Source organism: Maricaulis maris (genome assembly GCF_003634045.1).
In the GTDB taxonomy this organism is placed as follows: Bacteria; Pseudomonadota; Alphaproteobacteria; order Caulobacterales; family Maricaulaceae; genus Maricaulis; species Maricaulis maris.
In genome coordinates, this window is record NZ_RBIM01000003.1 from 209086 (window position 1) to 231832 (window position 22747).

The 22747-nt window shown below is 64.6% G+C and carries 23 protein-coding genes; 9 read left to right on the forward strand and 14 right to left on the reverse strand.

Annotation, left to right across the window (positions count from 1 at the left end; genetic code table 11):
• Positions 1 to 253: 253 nt before the first annotated feature.
• Entirely contained in the window at positions 254 to 709 is a 456-nt protein-coding gene (locus C7435_RS06980; protein WP_158025613.1) for a paraquat-inducible protein A, read from the forward strand.
• Here the strand turns inward: C7435_RS06980 and C7435_RS06985 are convergent.
• Positions 706 to 1185, reverse strand: coding sequence for a MarR family winged helix-turn-helix transcriptional regulator (locus tag C7435_RS06985; protein WP_121210891.1), 480 nt, complete (start codon positions 1183 to 1185; stop codon positions 706 to 708). The two genes, C7435_RS06980 and C7435_RS06985, sit on opposite strands and share 4 nt — an antisense overlap.
• 84 nt (positions 1186 to 1269) lie before the next feature.
• Here C7435_RS06985 and C7435_RS06990 point away from each other — a divergent pair, with 84 nt between their 5' ends.
• Both C7435_RS06990 and maiA read left to right on the forward strand, forming a co-directional pair.
• Positions 1270 to 1914, forward strand: a complete 645-nt coding sequence (locus C7435_RS06990) for a fumarylacetoacetate hydrolase family protein (RefSeq protein ID WP_121210560.1) — start codon at positions 1270 to 1272, stop codon at positions 1912 to 1914.
• Positions 1915 to 1921: 7 nt separating this feature from the next.
• Entirely contained in the window at positions 1922 to 2569 is a 648-nt protein-coding gene (maiA, locus tag C7435_RS06995) for a maleylacetoacetate isomerase (protein WP_121210561.1), read from the forward strand.
• On the opposite strand, the gene C7435_RS07000 is transcribed toward maiA, so the two are convergent.
• Complete coding sequence (locus C7435_RS07000) at positions 2566 to 3735, reverse strand: DUF418 domain-containing protein (RefSeq protein WP_170150374.1); 1170 nt, start codon at positions 3733 to 3735, stop codon at positions 2566 to 2568. The two genes, maiA and C7435_RS07000, sit on opposite strands and share 4 nt — an antisense overlap.
• Positions 3736 to 3878: 143 nt before the next feature.
• Between C7435_RS07000 and C7435_RS07005 the strand changes: the two genes are divergently transcribed.
• Positions 3879 to 4148, forward strand: coding sequence for a hypothetical protein (locus C7435_RS07005; RefSeq protein ID WP_075190430.1), 270 nt, complete (start codon positions 3879 to 3881; stop codon positions 4146 to 4148).
• 171 nt (positions 4149 to 4319) lie between these two features.
• On the forward strand, positions 4320 to 6362 hold the full coding sequence (locus C7435_RS07010) for a coiled-coil domain-containing protein (protein ID WP_121210563.1): 2043 nt from the start codon (positions 4320 to 4322) through the stop codon (positions 6360 to 6362).
• Between the two features lie 74 nt (positions 6363 to 6436).
• On the opposite strand, the gene C7435_RS07015 is transcribed toward C7435_RS07010, so the two are convergent.
• Genes C7435_RS07015 through C7435_RS07035 form a run of 5 tightly spaced genes read right to left on the reverse strand, consistent with a single transcriptional unit; the run spans position 6437 to position 11124 of the window.
• On the reverse strand, positions 6437 to 7066 hold the full coding sequence (locus C7435_RS07015; RefSeq protein WP_121210564.1) for an ABC-type transport auxiliary lipoprotein family protein: 630 nt from the start codon (positions 7064 to 7066) through the stop codon (positions 6437 to 6439).
• Complete coding sequence (locus tag C7435_RS07020) at positions 7063 to 8013, reverse strand: MlaD family protein (RefSeq protein WP_075190427.1); 951 nt, start codon at positions 8011 to 8013, stop codon at positions 7063 to 7065. Before C7435_RS07020 ends, C7435_RS07015 begins: the two co-directional genes overlap by 4 nt.
• Positions 8014 to 8016: 3 nt before the next feature.
• Positions 8017 to 8790: an ABC transporter ATP-binding protein gene (locus C7435_RS07025; protein WP_075190426.1), complete on the reverse strand. Its 774-nt coding sequence runs from the start codon at positions 8788 to 8790 to the stop codon at positions 8017 to 8019.
• A complete protein-coding gene (locus C7435_RS07030) occupies positions 8787 to 9941 on the reverse strand; it encodes an ABC transporter permease (RefSeq protein WP_075190425.1) in 1155 nt (384 codons plus the stop codon). The genes C7435_RS07025 and C7435_RS07030 overlap by 4 nt, the downstream gene beginning before the upstream one ends.
• 10 nt (positions 9942 to 9951) lie before the next feature.
• Positions 9952 to 11124 (reverse strand): MFS transporter, encoded by a 1173-nt coding sequence (locus C7435_RS07035; RefSeq protein WP_075190588.1) that lies wholly within the window; start codon positions 11122 to 11124, stop codon positions 9952 to 9954.
• 145 nt (positions 11125 to 11269) lie between these two features.
• Here C7435_RS07035 and C7435_RS07040 point away from each other — a divergent pair, with 145 nt between their 5' ends.
• Genes C7435_RS07040 through C7435_RS07050 form a run of 3 tightly spaced genes read left to right on the forward strand, consistent with a single transcriptional unit; the run spans position 11270 to position 14385 of the window.
• On the forward strand, positions 11270 to 12565 hold the full coding sequence (locus C7435_RS07040; RefSeq protein ID WP_121210565.1) for a glycosyltransferase family 4 protein: 1296 nt from the start codon (positions 11270 to 11272) through the stop codon (positions 12563 to 12565).
• 3 nt (positions 12566 to 12568) lie between these two features.
• A complete protein-coding gene (locus tag C7435_RS07045) occupies positions 12569 to 13288 on the forward strand; it encodes a class I SAM-dependent methyltransferase (RefSeq protein WP_121210566.1) in 720 nt (239 codons plus the stop codon).
• Positions 13288 to 14385, forward strand: a complete 1098-nt coding sequence (locus C7435_RS07050; RefSeq protein WP_121210567.1) for a hypothetical protein — start codon at positions 13288 to 13290, stop codon at positions 14383 to 14385. Before C7435_RS07045 ends, C7435_RS07050 begins: the two co-directional genes overlap by 1 nt.
• On the opposite strand, the gene C7435_RS07055 is transcribed toward C7435_RS07050, so the two are convergent.
• Both C7435_RS07055 and C7435_RS07060 read right to left on the reverse strand, forming a co-directional pair.
• Entirely contained in the window at positions 14345 to 14947 is a 603-nt protein-coding gene (locus C7435_RS07055; protein ID WP_121210568.1) for a class I SAM-dependent methyltransferase, read from the reverse strand. The genes C7435_RS07050 and C7435_RS07055 overlap by 41 nt on opposite strands.
• Positions 14947 to 15603, reverse strand: coding sequence for a hypothetical protein (locus C7435_RS07060; protein ID WP_147422650.1), 657 nt, complete (start codon positions 15601 to 15603; stop codon positions 14947 to 14949). The genes C7435_RS07055 and C7435_RS07060 overlap by 1 nt, the downstream gene beginning before the upstream one ends.
• 118 nt (positions 15604 to 15721) lie before the next feature.
• Between C7435_RS07060 and pip the strand changes: the two genes are divergently transcribed.
• Positions 15722 to 16687: a prolyl aminopeptidase gene (gene pip / locus C7435_RS07065; RefSeq protein WP_121210570.1), complete on the forward strand. Its 966-nt coding sequence runs from the start codon at positions 15722 to 15724 to the stop codon at positions 16685 to 16687.
• Here the strand turns inward: pip and C7435_RS07070 are convergent.
• From C7435_RS07070 to mreC, 5 genes are all read right to left on the reverse strand, one after another.
• Positions 16684 to 18036: a sodium-dependent transporter gene (locus tag C7435_RS07070; RefSeq protein WP_121210571.1), complete on the reverse strand. Its 1353-nt coding sequence runs from the start codon at positions 18034 to 18036 to the stop codon at positions 16684 to 16686. The genes pip and C7435_RS07070 overlap by 4 nt on opposite strands.
• Positions 18037 to 18155: 119 nt before the next feature.
• A complete protein-coding gene (gene rodA, locus C7435_RS07075) occupies positions 18156 to 19313 on the reverse strand; it encodes a rod shape-determining protein RodA (protein WP_075190417.1) in 1158 nt (385 codons plus the stop codon).
• Positions 19313 to 21187: a penicillin-binding protein 2 gene (gene mrdA / locus C7435_RS07080; RefSeq protein ID WP_075190416.1), complete on the reverse strand. Its 1875-nt coding sequence runs from the start codon at positions 21185 to 21187 to the stop codon at positions 19313 to 19315. The genes rodA and mrdA overlap by 1 nt, the downstream gene beginning before the upstream one ends.
• 12 nt (positions 21188 to 21199) lie before the next feature.
• On the reverse strand, positions 21200 to 21721 hold the full coding sequence (mreD, locus tag C7435_RS07085; RefSeq protein ID WP_075190415.1) for a rod shape-determining protein MreD: 522 nt from the start codon (positions 21719 to 21721) through the stop codon (positions 21200 to 21202).
• On the reverse strand, positions 21718 to 22722 hold the full coding sequence (gene mreC / locus C7435_RS07090; RefSeq protein WP_233350702.1) for a rod shape-determining protein MreC: 1005 nt from the start codon (positions 22720 to 22722) through the stop codon (positions 21718 to 21720). The genes mreD and mreC overlap by 4 nt, the downstream gene beginning before the upstream one ends.
• Positions 22723 to 22747: the final 25 nt, after the last annotated feature.

Below are 22747 nucleotides of genomic sequence, written 5' to 3' on the forward strand. Positions count from 1 at the left end.
ACTTTCGTCCGGGTAATTGGATATTACCAATACTTGTAATATCCTATGACCATGGCGGTGAGCCAAAAACTGTTCCTGAAAAGTAAATACTGAATGCCGGTTGCCGCAAAAATTTCAAGTATAGCGCCGTCGGAGGCTGCGGTATCGGGTGCCGCAAATCTGCGCGACCTGCCGTTTTTTGGCCTCCTTCCTCGCGCTGGTATGATGGATGGTGGCGCGAAATAACTCCCGACCCGATTCCCTGGCGACCGGATTGCTGCTTCTCGCCAGCGTCCTGCTCGTGCCCGGATTGACACTTCCGGCACTGGAAACACGACATCTCGGCCTCTGGGGTGACGCTCACTCCATCCTGTCGCTCGGCCTGTCGCTGCTCAGCGCACAGGAATGGTTGCTCGCGCTGACGGTGCTGACCTTCTCGGTCGGCTTTCCCTTCGCCAAGCTCGGCTGGATGTGGCGATTGCAACTATCCCACCCGGCGTCAGACGCCGTCACTGAACCTCGCGCGCTGCGATGGCTGGAGCGGTTGGGAAAATGGTCGATGGCCGATGTGCTGGTGATCGCGCTGGTCGTGTTCAGCCTGCGTGGCAATCTCCTACTCGAAGCGAGACCGCTGATCGGCGCCTTCTGTTTTGCCCTGTCGACAATCCTGGCCATGCTGGCAGCCGGACGCATTGCCGCTGCGGCCCGCCCGCCGAGCCGCGTCGCCTAGTCAGGGGTCGGGGCGGACAACAGTTCAGCGGCGCGATGGCGCAGCTTGTCGAGCACAACAGCCAGCACCGCGATCTCGGCTTCATCGAGCCCGGTCAGGAGATCGGCTTCAGCGCCCAGCGCCACCGGCGTGATCTCGCGATAAATCTGGTGACCGGCCGCGGTCAGGCGAAGATCGCGCGAACGCCGGTCCGCCTTGCGCTCGGCCCGGTCGACGAGACCGCGGTCCACCAGTGCCTTCACGGCCCGGCTCACCGACACCTTGTCCATCGCGGCAATGTCGGACAGGGATTGCGCCGTCATCGGTTCGGCCTCTCCCAGCAAGGCAATGACGCGCCATTCCCAGATCGTCAGCCCGAACCGGTCCTGATAGGCACGCGCCACCAGGCGACTGACCTGATTGGAGGTCACGGCGAGGCTGTAAGGCATGAAATCGCGCAGGCTCAGTGCAGGCGGGGTGGCGTTCGGATCGGTCATGCCCATGAGGTGCCGGATGCCGGCGGCAGCTGCAAGGCGTTTGTTGGCTCGACGGCGCGCCACCGGTTCGGCTATCGATAGCGCATGACGGATCTCATAGCTGCCCCCGCCCCGCCCCGACTTGCCATTGATGGCGACAGCCGGACCTTTCCGGTCGCCCGGATATTCTGCATCGGCCGCAATTATGCCGACCACGCCAAGGAAATGGGCGAAGCCGCCGAGGCGATCTTCTTTACCAAGCCGGCCAGCGCCGTATCGACAGCGGCCGGCCTGCCCTACCCGACCGAAACCGCGGACCTGCACCATGAAGTCGAGCTGGTCCTCGCCCTCGGCGAAGGCGGTGCCATCATCGCCTGCGGTACCGGTGTCGACCTGACCAAGCGCGATCTCCAGTCCCGGCTCAAGGCCAAGTCGGCCCCGTGGGAAATCGCCAAGGGTTTTGATGCCTCGGCCCCGATGGGCAAACTCAAACTCGGCCCACCACCGGCAACCGGCACGATCAGCCTGTCGGTCAATGGCGGCATGCGCCAGTCCGGTGATCTCGGACAGATGATCCTGCCTCCGGCGGCACTGCTCGCCGAACTCAGCCGCTATTTCACCCTGGGCGCGGGCGACCTCATCTTCACTGGCACACCGGCCGGCGTCAGCGCACTGCATCCCGGCGACACGGTTGCGGCGCGGATCGACGGCCTGCCACCGCTCGATTTTGCCCTCACCGAACGGAGCTAGCAGCGCCATGACCACGACACTCTACGGCTATTGGCGCTCAAGCGCCGCTTACCGGCTTCGCATCGCGCTCAATCTGAAGGACGTTTCCTACCAGCAGGTGGCCGTCAATCTGAAAGAGGGCGAACAGGCGGGCGCCGACTGGCTCGCGATCCAGCCACAGGGCCTGGTGCCGGTGCTCGAACATGGGGGCGACCGCCTGCTGCAATCGCCCGCCATCCTCGAATGGATCGACGAAACCTGGCCCGACCCCGCCTTCCTGCCGCGCGACGCTGCCGAACGCTGCCGGATCCGCGGCTGGGCGTCGATTATCGGCTGCGACATCCACCCGCTGCAGAATTTGCGCGTCCTGAAAGCCGTCGCCGGCGATCTCGGCCAGGGCCCCGAGGGCATGAAGGCCTGGGCGCAACGCTGGATGACGTCCGGTTTGGATGCCCTCGAGACCTTGGTCAGGGCGGCGCCGCGAACCGGTGAATATCTCGGCGGCCAGCGGCCGGGTCTGGCTGACATCTATCTGGTTCCGCAGGCCTATAATGCCCGCCGATGGGGTCTCGACATGGCCGACTGGCCTGCTCTTGCAGCGGCGGACGCCGCCTGCCGCGCCCTGCCGGCTTTCGACGCTGCGGCGCCGGAGCGGCAGCCCGACGCGGAAAACTAGCGCCGCAGCCGCGCGAAGCGGCGATGGGCCAAGCCCTCCAACGCCCATTCAACCGGGCCGACCCGCAAATGGCGGTCACACAGCCAAATCAGTCCGGCTTGCACAAGGGCGAGTCCGATCCCCATGGCAAACAAGCCAAGCGGGCCGATCCGGCCAAACAGGGCCACACCCGGCAGGCCGGAAAAGATCAGGGTCAGCACGATGATCTGGCCGACCACGACACTGAGCCAGAGATGGCCGGCGCGGATGAGCAGTAGCTGCAACGCCTCTCCGAGCCGAAACCGGACCGCCAAAACCACCAGCGCCGCATAGCCCCAGGCCGTCAGCATCGCCCCGGTGGCGTGTGCCGCCACGCCCTGACCGGTCTGTGACGGCGCGAAATCGGTGCTCAGTGCGTGCAAGGCCGCCCAGCCATTGAGCGGCAGGCCGATGCCGAGCGCGATCGCGGCGCTGAGAACCAGCGGCATGACCGGCCAGCGTCCCGACCAGAAACCGCGCTCGACCAATTCCATGCCCAGCAAGACAAAACCCAAAACGCCGCCGCCCAGAAAAAACATCTCGACCATGTGGAACTGGAGGGCGGTCGCCATATTGCCCGGCAAGCGCGCCAGGAAGCCGGCCTGGTGGCTCGCCTCGATGGCGGCGATCCGGGTGTTGTCGAGGCCCAGCAGGTCAGCCAGAGCCATCGTGTCCGGCAGCAAGGCGGTGATCCCGGCGCCGGCGAGCAGGATCAGGAAAGACCCGCCAATCAATGCGCCGAGAGTCATCCAGCGGGTCGCCGGCTGCAGCGCCCGCATCGGACGCGCAATCATGCCGGCCAGCGCCATTACGGTCAAAAGCTCGCCATGCCAGAACAGATAGGCCGCCATCAGACCGAGCAGGCACATCCAGCCGAGCGAACCGCGCCCGCCGACATCCAGGCCCAGCGCCAGGGCTGAACCGAACAGGACGAGCAGCAATATGTTGAACACCCAGGCAGTAAATGTCTGGCCAAGCCACCACACCACACGGTCGGCCGGACCGGGGTCCGCGGTTTGCAGCGGCAGGATGTCGGCAGCCGGCCAGACATGGGCAAAGCCGGCCAGGTTGGCGAACAGCAGGCCGAAGACGGTGAGGCCGAGCATGATCAGGACGCCCGCTTCCTCGCTCTCACTGGCCTCGTCCATGCCTGCCCCCGCGGGGCGTCGCCCCATTTTTGCCATCTTCTTACCAAGTCTTCACGAACTTCCCATGTTTCGTGAATTGCCCTCACCGTATGCAGGTACTAGGCACATGTTCAACACATTCAGGATCCGGGGACGCCCCTGAAATGGTCGAGTTTCTTATCGCGCTCATCGAATGGTTCGCCGTCATGGCCCTGTCCTCGATCGGGATCGAGGCGTCAGGGTCCGCACACTGCGGCACTGATCCGACCGCGCGTCCGGCCGAATACCGCGAAGCGGTGTTGTTGGTAAACGGTTCCGATGGCAAGTCCGGCTGGGTTCCCGCCCGCGGCGATGGCTGCGCCCAGTGGATGCCGATCCGCGACCCGCGCGAGACGCCGGAATTGCTGTCGCCACCGTTGATCTACAACAGCTGACACGCCCGATCCGCCGTCAATCCACACGACCTTTCCGCTGCAAATATTGAATTTGCATAGATTATCTGTGTGCCTCGCGCGCATCTCCCCCTATTCTCTGTCATAATATCCAGCTCCGGCAGGCGTGCGCGCGCGCTGGCCGGAGGCCGATTGCAGCCAGCCAGGCCCGAAATGACCGAGACCAGACACGACCACAAGATCGAACTCGCGGAGATGACCATGGCCGACGAGGACAGCACAACGCCGATTGCCGAGACCGGCAGCAAGGCGCTGACCGCGCCCGCCGCACCGGAAGCCAATTCGGCCGAGGCACCGCCGCGCGGCGGCAATTGGCTGGTCTGGTTGGGCAATTGTTTTGCCCTGTGCTGGGTCGGCGGCGCCAGCGCCTATCTGTGGGCCTATCTCGGCATTCAGTCGCTCGACGCGCTTGGCCGCTACAGCTTCGGCCAGCTGACCGGCCTGTCGGTTTTCGCCCTCCTGCCCGCCCTGATCTTCATCATCGCCGGCATGATGGCGCGCGAGATCGTTCGCAGCTCGGCCAATACCCGCCGTGTCGAACTGGCCATCCGCAAGCTCGCCGAACCGGCGCAATATGCCCGCCATGAAGTCCAGACCCTGTCGGATGCTGTGTCCGGCGAGGTTGAACGGATCAACTCCGCGCTGGAAAGCGCCCTCGCCCGGCTGGCGGCGATGGAAGAAGTGATCAGCCATCACGCGGAATCGCTGGAACAATCCGCCACCGACGCCCGCGACCGGACCGAACACCTGCTCAAGGGCCTGCGCACCGAACGCCTGCGGCTCGGCGAAGTGTCGGAATCGCTCGACGACAAGGCGGCCCTGATCGCAGCGGCGATTTCCGATCAATCCAAAATGGTCGCCGCCGCCGCCGAGCTGGCGGCCAGCCAGGCCTCTGACAGCGAACGCCGCATCCGCGCCAGCGTCGAAGACCTCAACTCGGCCGGCAGCGCCGTCACCGAGCGCAGCGATGCCGCCGCCCTGGTCATTTCCGAGCGCACCACGCATTTGCGCGAGCTGTCCGACGGTCTCAAGGAGCGTTCGGAAAACCTCGATGCCGCGTATGTGAAGCACCGCCAACGCCTCGCCGATGCTGGCGAAGCCCTGCGCAAGGAACAGGAAAAGATTGCCGCCGCCCTCGACTTCCACAAGGCCGAGTTGGAAGTCATGGCCTCGACCGCGCGCGACGGCGCTGATGCGCTCAATTCCGCCGCGTCGAACGGAGCGGTCGCCTTCCGCGAAGCCGTGGAGGCCGCGATTGAACGGGCTGATGGCATGGCCGGCCGCGTCCGGGCCGAAACCGAAAGCGCCGCGCAGGAACACGAGTCGGCATTGGCGCGCCTGATCGCGTCGGCCCAGGAGGCAAAGTCTGTCTCCGATGCCGCCATCGACGCGATCGAGGCCCAGGCCGATATCGTCGCCAGCAAGGTCGAACAGACCAATGAGGCCGCCTATGAGGCCGCCCGCCGTTCCGATGAGGCCTTCGAATTGCGCCTCGCCGAAGCCGACAAGCTGACCAAGCGCGCCTCGGTCGCTGCCGACGAAGCCGCCGACTCGGTACGCCGCCGGCTCGAGTCCGTATTGGCAACGGCCCGCTCGGAAACCCAGACCGTCGAACGTCATATTGATGCCATGACCGAACGCCTCGCGGAAATGCCCGGCATGGCGCGTGATCGCGCCCAAGAGGCCGCCGACACGCTGCGCCGAGGACTGGAAGGCCTCAATGCGGCGGCCATGGCCGCGGCCGAGGAAGCCCAGGAAATCGATGCCGCCTTCCAGGCGCGCATTCGCCAGAACTATGAATTGCTGTCGGACTTCATGCTGCGCATGGGTTCGGTCGCCGGCGGACGCCGGGCGCCGGACCTCGGCACCAACGAACTGCCCGACCCTCTGGCCGGACGCAAGTCACGCCGTTCCGCATCCGAACCGGCCCAGCCGACCGACACGGACAGCGACGCCGTCTCCGATGACGATGACATGAAGCGCCCGCTCGGCCATTCCGAAGCCTCGACCCAGCCGCGTGCCGACAATGCGGTCGGTTTCCCCGAACGTGGTGGACGGCGCAGCAGCGGCGCCAGCAGCGAGCCGGGTTGGCGCTGGAAGGACCTGCTCTCATCCATGCCCGACGAGGACGACGCCCCGGCCCCGAAACGCGGCCGCCGCGCCCCCAAGGATGAGGACGGCTCGGGCGACAGCTGAGCCGCCTGATACCGGACTGAAATTCGTTGCCTGACTGTAGCCCTGAAGCCCTGAAGCCCTGAAGCCCTGACAGCTTAGTCGGCGGACGACGCCGTTCGGATCGCCGTCCAATCGGCGATTTCCTGACCGGTTTGTCGTGTTGCCTGGTCGAAAGCGGCGACGATGCTTGAGGTCCGGTTGGCGCTGGCTCGCACGTCCGCAGTGACGACACGGGCGCCGGCAAATCGGCGGCCATGTTCGGCAACCAGGCGCGCAGCGATACGCACGCGCACCAGCGGCGGCGCATCGACGCCGTGATCATAGACAGCCTCGAACTCCTGCATGTCCAGACGCAGCTCATAATCGGCGCGAACACCGTCATCGGCCCGGGTCGGGGCGAGCTGGTTATTGTTGGCGTTGAAAGTATCAATCACCAATGTTTGCAGCAGACGCGGCGCCGGCGAAATCCAGCGCGCGCCGCTGATATAGGCGAGGCTGACCCCGTCCTGCATGATCGCGATCTGGTCGCCGGACAGGCCCCGCGGCGCATTCGGCGTATCGATCTCGATGATCACCCAGTTCTCGCCCGCCAGTTCGGCCGGTTCCGGTGATGACAGGCGATAGACATTGACCGGCTCGGACTCGGGCAACAGGGAGACACAGGCCGACACCGACAAGGCGGTCAGCCCGGCCAGGGCGGCTCGGATAAAGCGGGATCCGCTCATTGCGGCACCTCCACGGTTTCGCGGGGCGCTCCGGCAATGAAGCCGCCCGGATTGCTTTCAACTTCCGACGTGATCCGCTCGAGCGAAGCGACGACGCGCCGCAAGTCGGAGAGTGTCCGGTTGAGGTCCTCGATGCCGCTGTCGGCGAGGCTTTCCAGCGCCGGTTGCAGGGTCAGGACGATCTGGTTGGTATCCGCCGCCGCCTGGTTCACTGCCATGGCAGCAAGCGTCGTCTCATTGGTGGCCAGCGTCATCTCATTGTTGAGGAAGGCTTCGGCCGTAACGCCGAATTGCTGTAGCGAGGCCGCAGCTTCCGACATGTCCTGAGCTGCCGTGTCAATACTGCCCAAGGTGCGACGCATGTCCGCGATCAACGCCTCTTCCTCGGACAGACGCTCGGTAATCTCGCGCAGATTGGTCAGGGTTGCCGAGACCTCACCGACATTCTGCTCGCTGAGCAGGGCCGTCAGCCGGAACAGGGCTGTCTGGGCCGCATCAAGCACATCTTCGGACCCTTCAACCAGACCTTCCAGCTGCGCCCGGCGCGCGAAGATGCGCGGCGGCGGCCGACCGGCCTCGCTGCGCAGGCGCTCTGCCTCCGGCGTGCCACCGGTGATCAGGATATAGGACAGGCCGGTCAGGCCCTGCGGCTCGAGCTGGGCGAAACTGTCGACCCGGACCGGTGTCTGGGCGAGCACCTGGATGCGCGCAATAACCCGGCTCTGATCATCCAGCTCCAGCTCGGTCACCTCGCCGACCTGGATGCCGTTGAAGCGGACCTCCCCGCTTTCGCGCAAGCCACGCACCGGGCCGTCGAACACGATGTCATAGACGGCATAGTCCTCGTCGAAGGAGACCTTGCCGAGCCACAGGGCGAAGAAGCCGCCAGCCGCCAGAAGGAGTACCGCGAACAGGCCGACCAGGGCGTGATGGGCTTTGGTTTCCATGTCCTAATTCTCCTTGCCGGCCAGCGCGGCGCGACCGCGCGGCCCGTGGAAGTATTCCTTGATCCAAGGGTGCGGGTTGTTCAACAAGTCCCTGATTGGCGCCACCGCTTCAACCCGCTTGTCGGCCAAAACGGCCACCCGGTCGCAAATCGAGTACAGACTGTCGAGGTCGTGTGTGATCATGACCACAGTCAGGCCCAGCGCTTGCGACAATTCCAGGATGAGATTGTCGAAGGCCGCCGCGCCGATCGGATCGAGTCCGGCGGTCGGTTCGTCGAGGAACAGGATTTCCGGGTCCAGCGCCAGCGCGCGCGCCAGGGCGGCACGCTTGCGCATACCGCCCGACAATTCCGACGGGAAACGGTCAGCCGCGCTCGGGTCGAGACCGGCCAGGCCAATCTTCATGCCGGCGATCTCTTCCATCAGCGAGACCGGCATATCGATATGTTCGCGCAGCGGCGCCATCACGTTTTCGAGCACGGAAAGCGAGGTGAACAGGGCACCGTTCTGGAACAGGACGCCGAGGCGGCTATCGATCTGCCGGCGCTCACGCTCCGACATCTCCGCCAAGCGTTGGCCATTGAGCAGGATTTCGCCACCCTCGGGCTGTTTGAGGCCGAGAATGGTGTTGAGCAATACGGTCTTGCCGGTGCCGGAGCCGCCGACAATGCCCAGAATTTCGCCACGCCGGATATCGAGATCGAGATGCTCATGCACCACATGAGGCCCGAAGGCGCTGCGCAGATTGCGCACCGAGATGAGGATGTCGTCGCTCAAATCCCCAACTCCAGATACATCATGGCAAACAGGGCTTCGAGCACGATCACTGCAAAGATCGACTGCACGACGGAGGCGGTCACGCGGCGACCGAGCGACTCGACATCGCCCTGCACCTGCATGCCCTGACGACAGCCAATGATCGCGACGACCAGGCCGAAGACCGGCGCTTTCGACATGCCGACCCAGAAATGACTGATATCCAGTTCGGAATGCAGGCGCGTGAAAAAGAGCGCCGGCGAGATATCCTGCGCCGTCCAGGCGACCAGCATGCCACCGAAAATCCCTGCCACCATGGCCCCGAAGGTCAACAAGGGCGCCATCAGCACACAGGCGACGACGCGCGGCAGGACCAGCGCTTCAAACGGATCAAGGCCGAGCACGCGCATGGCGTCGACTTCCTGTTGCATCTTCATGGCGCCGATCGAGGCGGTGAAGGCACTGTCAGAGCGGCCGGCCAACATGATGGCGGTGATCAGCACGCCAAATTCGCGCAACACCGAAATCCCCACCAATTCCACCGTAAACACGGAGAAACCGACGCTTTGCAACAGGTTGGCGCCCATGAAGGCAACCACGGCACCGATGAAAAACGACAGGACGGCGACGATCGGCAGCGCGTTGACACCGACCTCCTCCATGGCCCAGACGGTCGGTGTGAGACGAAAACGCCAAGGCTGGACGAAACACGTCAGACCGGTGGTCAATGTCTTGCCGAAAAAGGCAAACGTGTCGACCGCTTCCTGATAGGCGGCTTCCAGCCCGGCCCCGATCCGCGCCATCGCCTTCATGAAACCGAAGGTCCGGACCTCTTCAGGGCCGCAAACCTGGGTGCGCAACCGCACTTCCTCGATCAGGCGACGGGCGGTGCGGTGAATGCCGACAAAATGAAAATCCGCATCGGGTGTCGGGCAGCGCCGCGTGGCGCGCCCCAGTAGATAAGCGCCCGCCGTATCGACCCGGCCGAGATGGGTGAGGTCGACAATGATGTCACAGGGATCATTGGAGGTTTCAACAGCGCGGATTGCGCTGTCATGCCGCCCGATGGTGTCGACGACCCAATCGCCATGGGGTTCAAGGATCGTGCGGCCGCCTTGCTCGCGCACAACCAGTTCGGCGCTCGCCGATGATTCGTCCCGCATTCCCCTCATGGCCCCGATCCTAGTCGATATCTTTCTGCGGCGGGAGTGAAGAAACATGATGCAACAAAAAGGCCGCACCCAGTCCCAACAGCCCCGGCAGCATCATGAACGCGAAACCGGCTATGCCGAATTGCGCGAAGGCATAGCCCGACACGGTCGACATCGCTGCCAGTATGATCCCGCCGGACAAGGCGGAATTGAGGCCTTGTGACAAGGCCGTCTGGTCGTCCGGCATGTCCTGCGCCGTAAAGCGCAGGAAGCCGACATAGGTGGCGGCGAAGGTGAGTGCGTGCAAGGCCTGCAGCGGAAACAAGGCCCAGAGTGGTGGTGACAGCGCCGTCAATCCCCAGCGTACCAGCGAGGCCGCGCCGCCGATCATCATCAGTTTGGCCGGGCTGAGCCGGCCCAGAAATCCACGCCCGGACAGCCACAGGAAGGCGATTTCGAAGGCCACCGCAAAGGCCCACAGCGCACCAATCATGGCACCGCTGATCCCGGCCGCCGACCAGGCATTGGCGGACACGACGTAGTAGAAGGCATGACCGGACTGGGTCAGGGCGGAGGCCGCCAGCGCCAGACCCAGCGGCCCGGCGAGCAGGCGGGCCAGGCGTTTCCACTCGTCCGGGCGCGGTATGTATGCCGTCGGGCGGTGCCCCGGCGGCAACCAGGCTGCCGCCAGCGCCATCAAGCCGCCGGCGATGATCATCCAGGCCAACACACTTTCCGTCCCGGTCCGGTCGATCAGCGCCCCGGCGGTGAAATTGGCCACAATGAACAGGGCCGACCCGAAGGCGCGGACCGGACCGAACTCGAACGCATGGTCACGCGCCGCCCGGATGGCGAAGGCGTCAGTCACCGGGATCTGGCCAAACACCAGCGCCCCGGTGGCAAAGGACAGGATCAGCAAGACCCAAGGCGTCGAGACCGGCAGGTGCAGCGCAAAGACAATCACGCTTCCAATCGCAAAAGCGAGAATGGGATCACGATGGCGCACCGCCCGGTCAGCCCAGCGCGCACCGATCGGCGAGACCAGGGTGCGCCCGATCATGCCGGCCGCCAGGATCCAGCCGATCCATTCCGGCGACAGGCCGCGCCCGTCCAGCCAGCGCGGGAAGTAGGGCAGGAAGGCGCCGAACATCAGATAGAAGGCGCCGTAATAGGTCGCAAAGCGCAGGGCTGTTGGTTTCACCATTCCATCATCCTGTCGGCCCGCCCCCGGGAAACGCCCCTCGGGTCCGGCTTCGCTGCAGCGCCGCATTTCCGGCAAGACGCGCTTGGCGAACAATGTTCACTTCTATAGGTTCGCCGTTCAATTGCCACTGCCGGAATCACGCGTCATGGATGGACATAGCCTTGTTTCCACACCGATGGAAAAGGAGAGTGACGACACGCCGGTCCGACCGCTGCGCGTTCTTGTCACCGGCTATCGTTCGCATCCCCATGTCGGCGGACAGGGTGTCTATCTTCGCGAGCTGACACGGTCACTGACCGCGCTCGGACATCAGGTCTCGGTCGCCTCGGGTCCGCCCTATCCCGAGCTCGACCCAAGGATCACGCTGCACGAACTGCCCTCCCTGGACCTGTTTGCCGAAGCCAACGCCTTCCTCGCCTTGCGCCCCCGCCACCTCACATCCTGGGCCGACCTGTCAGAATGGCTGGCGCACAACTCGGGGGCCTTCGGCGAACTCTACGCCTTCGGACGCCGGCTCGAACGCTTCGTGAAAGCTCATGAAGGCGAGTTCGATGTCATCCATGACAACCAGACCCTTGCCACACCGATGTTGCGCATCAATGCCCACATTCCGGTGATCACGACACTGCATCACCCGATCGCAATCGACCGCGATTATGCGATCGCAGCCGGACGCAAATGGTGGGAACGACTTTTGACGCGGCGCTGGTATCGCTTCATCGGCATGCAGGCCAAGACGGCCCGGGCCCTGCCCCGGCACCTGGCCGTCTCTGACGCCGCGCGCCAGACCCACGCTCAACGCTATGGTGTCGATGCCGAACGTGTGCGGGTGGCCTTCAACGGGCTCGACCATGGCACATTCCGGCCGGACAACGCGGTACCGCGCGAAACCGGGCTGATCGTGACCACCGCCAGCGCCGATGTGCCGATCAAGGGATTGGACGTGCTGATTGAAGCGCTGGCGCGGGTCGCCGCAGCGCGGCCGGCGGCACGGCTGCACATTATCGGCACGCTGCGCGACGGTCCGGCCAAGCGGATGCTGGCCACACACGGCCTGTCCGACCGGGTGACCACCTCCTCCGACCTGACACGGGCCGAAGTCGCCGCGCTCTACCACCGCGCCCATATCGTCGCCTGCCCGGCCCGGTTTGAAGGCTTCGGCTTTCCCGCCGCCGAAGCCATGGCTTGCGGCGCGGCCGTGGTCGCCAGCGATGGCGGCGCCCTGCCGGAAGTGGTCGGAGAAGCCGGCCTTGTCTCACCAGCCGGTGATGCCGGCGCGATGGCCGCAAATCTGGCCCGCCTGCTCGATGACCCGAACGCCGCGCGCCAGCTGGGCGAGCAGGCCGCCATCCGTGCGCGCCAGGAATTCGACTGGTCGAAACACGCCCTTGCTGCCTCACATCTTTATGTCGAGGCGCTGGCCGAACAGGGCAGGACCTGATCGATGCAAACCATCCGGACTGACTACCTGGCGCTCCAGCCAGGCATGCGCGTACTTGATCTGGGCTGCGGCCAGGGTCGCCACATGCATGGGCTGTATTGGGACGAGACCCCGGTCTCCGCGGTCGGGCTGGACCTGTGTTACGACGACGTCGTCATCGCGCTGGACAAGTTTTTTGAACTACCGCCGCCCGACCCCGCCTCACCGCTGCGCAATGCCGTTCTGACGGCAGGAACCGGCGAGAAACTGCCCTTCCCCGACAACACATTTGATCGCGTGATCTGTTCGGAGGTGCTGGAACACGTGCCCGACCCCGAGCTTTTCCTCGCCGAGATCCGCCGGGTTCTGAAACCCGACGGCATCTTCGCAGCCTCGGTACCGCGCTACTGGACCGAAGCGATCTGCTGGTGGTTGTCGGTGGGATACCAGAACTCACCGGGCGGCCATGTCCGCATCTTCCGCTCCGACGCGCTCAAGCGCGATGTCGAGAAACACGGGTTTCGCCGCTTCCACAGGCATTGGGCCCACGCCCTGCACAGCCCCTATTGGTGGCTGCGCTGCGCGCTTTGGGACAAGCAGGAAGACAGCCGCCTGGTTGCCCTCTATCGACGTTTCCTGGAATGGGACCTGATCAAGCGCCCCTGGCTGACGCGGGCGATGGAATGGGTTCTGGATCCGGCCTTGGGCAAGTCCGTCGTCATGTATTTCAGGAAGACAAGCTGATGAGCCAATTGGTCGATATCCGGGCCTGCGCCGACCATATCGCCACGCTGCAACGTACCGACGGCACCATCCCGTGGATCGAGGCGGGTGTATGGGACGCCTGGAATCACGGAGAAGCGGCCATGGGCCTGGCCATTGCCGGCCGCGAGGCCGAGACCGTGCGCGCCCTGACCGCCCTGATGGATCGCCAGGAGACCGATGGCGGCTGGACCGGCGATCTGGGAGCCTCGGTCCCGCTCGACGACGCCAATCGACGCCTCGTTCCCGGCACGCCAAAGACCGCACGGGACACCAATTTCACCGGCTATGTCGCGGTCACCGTCCTGCGCAGCCTGCTGGCCCTGAAAGCGCTCGACACCCTGCCGCGCTACTGGCCGATGATCGAAGCCGCGATGGAATTCGTGCTCGCCCACCAGACCGCACATGGCGACATTGTCTGGCGCGCCCGCGGCGACGAACAGACCCTGACCGAGATCGACAGTTTACGAGCCGGCAATGCCAGCCTCTACAAGGCGTTGGAGTGCGCCTGTCTGATGGGGCGCCGCCTCGGCAAGCCGGTCGGGGCCTGGCTCGAAGCCCGGCGCCGGATCGGTGCTGCCCTGCGCGAGAATGATGCCCGCTTCGACCGCAAGGGCACCGACCGGCGCGGTTTCGCGATGGACTGGTATTATCCGGCCCTTGCCGGTGTCCTGCCGACCGATATCGGACGTGCTCGCCTCTATGCCCGCTGGACAGAGTTTGTGGAACCGGGCCTGGGCTGCCGCTGCGTCTCGCACGAGCCCTGGGTCACCGCGGCCGAGACGGCCGAGCTGGCCATGGCCTGCCAAGCAGTCGGCAAGCGCGAGCAAGCCCGCGAGCTGATCGCCAATCTGGCGCCATTGATCGCCCACGATGGTGGCTACTGGATGGGCTGGCAGTTCGAGGAATCAATAATCTGGCCACGCGAGCGCCCGTCCTGGACGTCCGGCGCGCTGATCATGGCGGCCGACGCGATCGAGGGGTTGAGCCGCGGCAGCGACCTCCTGGTGGCCAACCACCTGCCGGAGTATCCGGCGCCTAAAGCCGCCGCAAAACTTCCAGCGTTCCTGTACGCCTGACGGTCTCGAACAGGCCCGAGGCACAAGCCAGTTTCCAGATCTCGTAGGGTGGTCGTCCGCCGTCTGCCGGATTGGGGAAAACATCGTGGATTGCCAGGACACCGCCGGCAACAACGCGGCCTGCCCAGCCCCGATAATCGGCCAGGGCGGCGTCCATCGAGTGCCCGCCATCGATGAAGACCATGCCGAGCGGTGTGGTCCAGTTGGCCGCAATCACCGCCGAGCGCCCGACCAGCGGGATCACACAGTCTTCCAGCTCACCCCGGAACAGGGTCTCGCGCAGGGCCGGCAGGGTTTCGACTGCACCGAGCTTGGCGTTGAACAGGTCGGGGTCGTGATATTCCTCGCCCGGTTGGTGCTCTTCGGAGCCGCGGTGATGGTCGAGCGTGTAGAGGATCGTTCCGGCCTCGCGTGCAGCCGGCCCAAGATAGAGCGCCGACTTGCCGCAATAGGACCCGATTTCGAGCACCGGGCCGAGACGCCCGGCGACCCTTGCAAGGTCGGCCAGCTCACGCCCTTCCTCGGGATCGAGAAAGCCTTTCACCTCATCAGGATGGATCATCAGGAAATCGACGGGTTTCGCATCTGGCGACGCAGATCCGCCAGCTCGTCGGCACGGTCGCGAAGATCATTGACCCGCAGGGCCAGCAGATCACGCTCGACACGCAGACCGGCAAGCACCGCCGCATCATGATGCGTGGTCAGTTCCAGCAAGGCCGCTTCAAACACGGATTGCGCGGTCTGGGCGTGGGTCATCGCGGTTTCGACGGCACCGAGTGCATCGGTGACATCGGACCGGCGCAAACCCGTCCCGGTGGTCAACAGGCGGCGCGAAGCGGCGTCAATGGCCGCCGCACCTTGCCAGGTTTCCACGAGGTCGGCGCGGATGATGTCCACTGCCTGGATATCAGCAGGATCGATCCCGGCGACCTGGAGATAAAGGGTCAATCCGTCCGGCGCGGCCTCACCCGACTGGCCGGCCAGCTGGTTCATCCAGCGCATGGCCGTGTCCATGGTGCTGGCTTCGCGGACAAGGCCGCGATCTTCCAGCTGATCGGCAAAATCGTCAACGGCATCGTCAAGCTCGCGATGCGCCGGGGTGACCAGGGCTCCGCTGCCCGGCAGACTCGATGCGGCTATGGATATCGGCGCACTGGCGCAAGCAGAGGCAAGACTGCAAAAACAGATGGCTAGCACGGCTCGCCGGAATGCGCTCATCACACAGAATATCCCAAGATCGATTGTCAGCCCCAAACCGGAACGGACGATACAGAGCGAAGGCCTTCTAGGCTATGGTTTATTGTGTTTAAGACTGGCTAACGGCACAGTGTCCACCATGGATGCCTCTTACTCCCGACGGCTTCTCTATCCGCCCATCCGGCCCTTGCAGGCTTCGCGACTGGCGGTCGGCGACGGCCACGACCTTTATGTCGAGGAATGCGGACGCCCGGACGGGCTGCCGGTTGTCACCCTGCATGGTGGTCCTGGCGGCGGCGCCTCACCGGCCCTGCGCCGGTTTTTCGACCCGCGCCGCTACCGCGTCATCCTGTTCGACCAGCGTGGTTGCGGCCGCTCGACGCCGCATGGCGGGCTTGAAGCCAACACCACCGCTGACCTGATCGACGATATCGAACGCATCCGGGTGGCGATGGGGATCGAAAAATGGGTCGTGTTCGGCGGGTCCTGGGGTGCAACGCTGGCGCTGGCCTATGCCCGCGCCCATCCCGACCGCTGTATCGGCCTTATCCTGCGCGGCATCTTCACCTGCACCCGGCGCGAGCTCGACTGGTTCTACAAGGACGGCGCCAACATGCTGTTCCCGGACGCGTGGGAACGGCTGGTTGATCCGCTCAGCCCGGAAGAGCGGGGTGACATCATCCGCGCCTATTACGAGCGCTTGGCCGAGCCCGACATTATCCGGCGCCGTCCCGACGCCCTCGCTTGGTCGCGCTGGGAAAGCGCCCTGATTTCGATGACAGGCGATCCGTCAGCCCCACTGGCCGATCCGGTCCGCGCCGACGCCCTGGCCCGGTTGGAAAGCCACTACTTCTTCCACAAGGGCTTCTTCGAGCGTGACGGCGAACTGATCGAGGATGCCGGGATATACAATCACCTGCCGGGCGTCATCGTGCAGGGGCGCTATGACGTGGTCACGCCGCCGCAAACAGCATGGAGCCTCGCCCGGGCATGGCCGCGAGCGAGGCTCCAGATGATTGGCGATGCCGGCCATGCGGCCGGCGAGCCGGGCGTGGTCGACGCGCTGGTGCGCGCGACCGACGCCTTTGCCGGCAAGTTCGGTTAGCCCAGCCCCAGCATCGAGCCGAAGGCGCCGCCATTGAACTTGGCATCCAGGCCCAACAGCAGGATGAAGCCGATTGCCGGCGGAACAACATACTTCACACAGAAGTGGAAGAAGGCGAACAGCCCGTTCGAGGCATGGCTCAGCTCGTCACGCATCAGCGAGCGCGGGATCACCCAGCCGGCAAACACCGCCACCAGCAGACCGCCCAGCGGAAGCAGGAAGCTGCCCGACAGCCAGTCGACAAAGAGACCGCCAAAGTCCGACGACCACACCGCACCGGCACCGATCATGAAGGCGAAGAAGCCGAGCAACCAGGCCGCAGTCGGACGCGAGAACGAGGTGTTCTCCTCAAGGAAGGCCACAGTCCCTTCCAGCAGCGAGATCGAGGACGTGATCGCCGCGATGAAGGCCAGCGCAAAGAAGGCGCCACCGATGATGTTGCCTGCGGGCATGTCGGCGAAGACCGCCGGCAGGGCGGTGAAGATCAGGCCCAGACCCGCAGCCGGATCGATACCCACCATGAAGACGATCGGGAAAATCATCAGACCGGCGATCAGCGCGACCAGCGTATCGGCCGAGGCAATCATGATCGCGGACGAGCCGATATTGGTGTCCTTGGACAGGTAGGAGCCGTAGGTGATCATGATGGCCGAAGCGACAGAGACCGAGAAGAAGGCCTGGCCGAGCGCGGCAACGAAAGTCTGCCCGGTCACCGCCGAGAAGTCCGGTGTGAACAGGTAGGCAATTGCTTCAGAGGCGGCACCGGTGGCCAGCGAATAGATGGTCAGGCCGATCAGCATCACGAAGAAGAGCGGCATCAATATGGTCGCAACCTGTTCGATTCCGCCTTTCAGGCCGCGCGCCACGATCAGCACGGTGATAATCATGAAGCCGGCATGCCAGGCCAGCTGGGTGAACTCACCCTGGTAGAAGAGATTGGCGCCGTCAGGCTGCGAGAAACCGCCGACAAAGCCGGATGCCGAATAGGCCATGACCTGGCCGGCGATCACCGAATAAGTGGTCAGGATCAGGAAACCACCCGCCGTACAGACCCAACCGACAATCGCCCAATTGGCGGACTTGCCGGCTTCCTGGGCCATTTTGCGAGTCGAGGAGATGGCCGATTGCTGGGCGTGGCGACCGATGGCGATTTCAGCCATCAGGACCGGCAGCGCGAACAGGGCCACACAACCGATATAGATCAGCACAAAGGCCGAGCCGCCATTGTCACCCGTCTGGAACGGGAAGCGCCAGAGATTGCCGAGACCGACCGCGGAGCCAACCGCGGCAAGAATGAATGCGAAACGCGACGACCAATGCGCGTGCTGACCGGCTGGTATTGCCGCCATGAGACTCTCCCCTGAAACTGAACGCGAAAGCGCGTCCACCCCTTACTGAATTGCCGCGCACACTTCCCCAACCGGCCCAGCCGGTCAAGCGCGCGACGTTGTTGCAGTGCGGCGCAGGATCAGCCGAACAGGCCGGCTCCGCGCGGCGGTTCGGCATTGCGATGGATGTGCGCGCCCAGGATGAGGCCGAAGCCCGCCATCACCGCCAGCACCACGGTTCCGCCATAGGAGATCAGCGGCAGCGGCACACCGACCACGGGCAGCAAGCGCGACACCATGCCGATATTGATAAACACGTAGGAGGCGAACGTCGTTATCACGCCGATCGTCATGAGGCGCAGGAAGGGCGATTTGCAGCTGATCGCGATGATCACGCCCTGGGCCATGATCAGGGCATTCACTGCCAGCACGGCGATGCCGCCGACAAAACCGAACTCTTCGCCCAGCGCCGTGAAGATGTAGTCAGTCTGCATCTCCGGCAGATAGCCCAGTTTCGACTGGGTCCCCTCGAGAAAACCCTTGCCCGTCATCCCGCCGGAACCAAGCGTGATCACCGCCTGGTTGGGGTGGTAATTGATGCCCAACGGGTCGAAGTCCGGGTTGAGGAAGGCGTGCACCCGATCCATCTGATACTCGGCCAGGATGTTTTCCAGCCCGTACAGCCCGATACCGACGATACCGGCCAGTCCGACGCCGCCAACCACCAGTATGAACCACCAGCTCAGGCCGGCCATGAAGATGACCATGACGCCGGTCGCCGCCAGCAAGAGCGTCGTGCCAAGGTCCGGCTGCCCGACAATCAGGGCGGCAGGTGCACCAATGATCAACAAGGGTGGCAGCAGGCCGGAAATCGTCGTCACCTTGTCATCCGGCAAGTCGTGGTAGAAGCGGGCCAGGGCCAAAACCAGCGCCAGCTTCATGATCTCGGCCGGCTGCATGCGTATCGGCCCGAGGTCGACCCAACGCTGCGCCCCGTTGATGGTCACACCATTTACTTCGACCAATACCAGAAGGATCAGTGCCACCACATAGACCGGATAGGCGACGCCCATCCAGAACCGCGGTGGAAACATCGCAATGACCATCATGCCGGCAAAGCCGAGCGCAAACCGGACGGCATGATTGATCGCCCACGGCTCCCAGCTGCCGCCGCCGACCGAGTACAGCATGCCGACGCCGGCCGCCCCGAGCAGGACAAGAAGCAGGACCAGCGTCCAGTTCAACTCCATCATCTTGCCGGGAAGGTCGCGCGGAACGCTCTCGCGGAATACCGCCATCAGGCGCCTCCCGGACGGGCATTGCCGACATCGGCAAACACGCCGGCCCGGCTTGATGGATCACGGGCGACCACGCGGCGAAGAATATCGCGGGCCGGCCGGGTCGCCGCCGAGGAGCCCCCGCCATGTTCGATCACCACGACGCAGGCATATTTGGGGCGGTCCGCCGGGGCATAACACATGAAAAGCCCGTGATCGCGCAGGCGCCAGGGCAGGTCCTGCTGGCTGCGAACGCCGGCCTCCCGCTCCGCCGCAGTGATCGAATAGACCTGAGCGGTGCCGGTTTTTCCGGCCATCTCGATATCGCCAAGACCGAGACCGCCAAGCGAGTAGGATGTGCCGCCGGGTTCTTCGACCACGGCCCGCAGACCGTCGCGGACACTGGTGAGCGCCGCGTCGTCAACGCCGATATGCGCCGCCGGCGGCATCATCGCATTGCGGTAGAGTGTCGGTGAGACCGCCCGCCCGGACGCGACCCGTGCCGTCATCACGGCCAATTGCAAGGGCGATGCGGTGACGAAGCCCTGCCCGATGCCGGTGTTATAGGTGTCGCCGGTCGACCAGCCCTGATCATAGCGGGCCCGTTTCCAGGCGGGATTGGGCATGGTGCCACGACGTACCCCGGCAATGCCGATGTCGAATTGTTCGCCGATCCCGAAGCGGGTCGCCATTGCGTGCAGGCGATCAATGCCGAGGCGTTCGGCAATCTGGTAAAAGAAGATGTCGCAGGAGGTCTTGACCGCATCACGCAGATTGACCGGGCCGTGGCCACGCGGTCGCCAGCAGTGGAATTCACGATTTCCCAGCCGTACCGAACCGGTGCAATTGATCCGCTCGGTCGGCGGCACGACACCGTGTTCCAGCGCGGCGGCCGCCACCACGGCCTTGAAGGTCGAACCCGGCGGATACGTGCCCTGGATCGACTTCTGGAACAGCGGGTTGTGGTCATTCTCACGGAGCGCCGCATAATCCGCCGAGGAAATCCCGCCAACGAAGAGGTTCGGGTCGAAGCTCGGTGTCGACACCAGGGCGATCAACTCGCCGGTATTGACGTCCATCACCACCGCCGACCCGCTTTCCGGATTGAGACGCTCATGGGCGTAGCGCTGGATGTCGGCATCCAGTGTCAGCACCACATCGCGCCCCGCAACCGGCTGGGTTGATTGCTCGGGCAGTTCGCGGATCACCCGCCCCCGCGCATTGACCTCGGTCTTCAATGCCCCCGCCTGTCCACGCAGATCCGCCTCCCGCGCGATCTCGACGCCGGTCTTGCCGACCCGGAAGCCCGGATGCCGCAGCAGACGTTCAGCGTCGCGCGGATTATTGGCGATGTCCTCGTCATTGGGCGGCTGCACATAGCCGATCACATGCGCGAATGAGGGGCCATAGGTGTAGGAGCGGACTTCGCCGACATCCGGCGTGACGCCGGCAAGGTCCGGCGCATTGAGATTGATCGAGGCAAAAGTGTGCCAGTCGAGATCGTCGGCGACCGTGATGGCGTGAAAGCTGCGCTGGCTGCGGGCCGTCCGCAGGATCCGTTCGCGCTCATAATCTCTGAGCGGCAGGAAGGGCTGGAGACGATCAAGGGCCGAGGCGACATCGCCCGACTGTTCGGGCACCAGGAGCACCCGGTAGCTGTCGCGGTTATCCGCGACCGCAACACCGAACCGATCCAGGATGCGTCCGCGCGAGGGTGGCAGGAGATTGAAATTGAACTGGTTGTCTTCCGACATCAGCCGGTAGCGCTCGGTCTCCAGGACCTGCAATGAATACAGGCGCGCGCCAAGACCGAGAAAGGCCAGCCCGCCCGCGCCTGCCATCAGCAAGGCGCGCCGCGTGAATTTCAGATCCTGTTCCTGTCGGTCGGCACGCATGAGGTCTTGTCGTCACCCTCCGATGAAGCCGGAACCGCGTGACCGTCGGCGACGAAGCACCAGATAGGCCGGAAGCGGGAACATCAGGATGGAAGCGATGATCTCGATGATCAATGGCTGCAGGTCGGCCATCTGTTCGAGCGCAAAGCTGCCAGCGGCAAAGGCGATACCGTGCGCCAGCAGCAAGGTCGCGCCGAAACGCAGCAGCACCGGCGGCAGATCGCGCGGCATGCCGTCCTCACCGCGAAAGCGGAAGACCGAGATCGCAACCAGATAGGACAGCGCCCACACGCCCATCGGCGCACCGGTCAAAAGGTCCTGGGTCAGACCGATGGCGAAAACCGCAATCGGCGGCATGAATTGCGGACGGACACCGGACCAGAGGAAAATCGCCATCAGGGTCCAGGTCGGCATGATGGTCAGCCCGTCGACCAAGCGCGTCGGCGAGGCCTGCACGATCAACGCCACCAGGACAGAGAGGATGCAGCCCGTCGCCGCCAGCCAGGGGGAAGTGCGTTCAGTCGGCTTTCTCACAGGGCCTCCTCCGTCGCATTTCCATCGCCGCCAGACGCCGGTGCCCGGTCGACTTCCTCGCCGGCTTCTTCGTCGGCATCTTCGTCCGGGTCTTGGTTGGCGCCGGCATCAACCGCTGTCGGCGGGAATTGCGTTGGCGTGACCGGCTCGATTTCCTGATCCGGTGGCGTCACCCGTTCGTACGGCCAGACCCAGACGAAATCGACCGGCGCCTGGTCGGAATAAAGCCGCACTCGCCAGCCGCCCTCGCGCGTCGCCACGGCCTCGCCGACCGGCAGGCCGCGCGGCAGGATGCCGTCATCGCCCGATGAGACGATGCGGTCACCGGCCTGGATATCCGGTGCCCGGCCGACATAGTCGAGACGGGGAAATTCGGAATTATCGCCGACCAGGATGGCGCGCGCATTGGAGCGATCGGCCATCACCGGCACGCGGCTGTTGAGGTCGGTCAGCAGGAGGACGCGGGCCGAGCGGCGGCCGGTCTCGTAGACCCGCCCGACCAGCCCGTAGAGATTGATCACCGGATAACCGTCCTGGATGCCAGCGTCGCTGCCGCGTCCGATGAGGCGGGCGCGCACGAAAGGCCCGCGCGGATCGGCAACCGTCCAGGCCCCGATCCGGTCCTCGATGGCAGCGCTTTCCACGTCCAGCGCGTCTTCATAGACCTCGATCCGGTCGCGCTGGCGATAGGCAAGGTCTTCCCAGTAGCGCGCTTCGATCAATTGCTGGCGAAGTTGGGCGTTTTCCTCGACCAGCTCACCCTGGCGGCGCCAATAGGGACCGATATTCTTGATCCCGCGCAGCGGCTGGGCGACAAGGTCGAGCAAGGGCGCCGAGACATCGGTGAAACCGGCCCGGAAACTGGCAAAGGGCGCAGAACGGGAAGCCGGACGATCAAAGGCGATCAACGCGCCGGAAATGACGAGAAGGGCAATGAACAGCGTTCGCGAAAAGCGTACGCCCTGCTCCGCATCCTGTCGTGTCGAGCGTCGCGACGCCAACGCCTCACTCCTTCTCCCCCGTCAA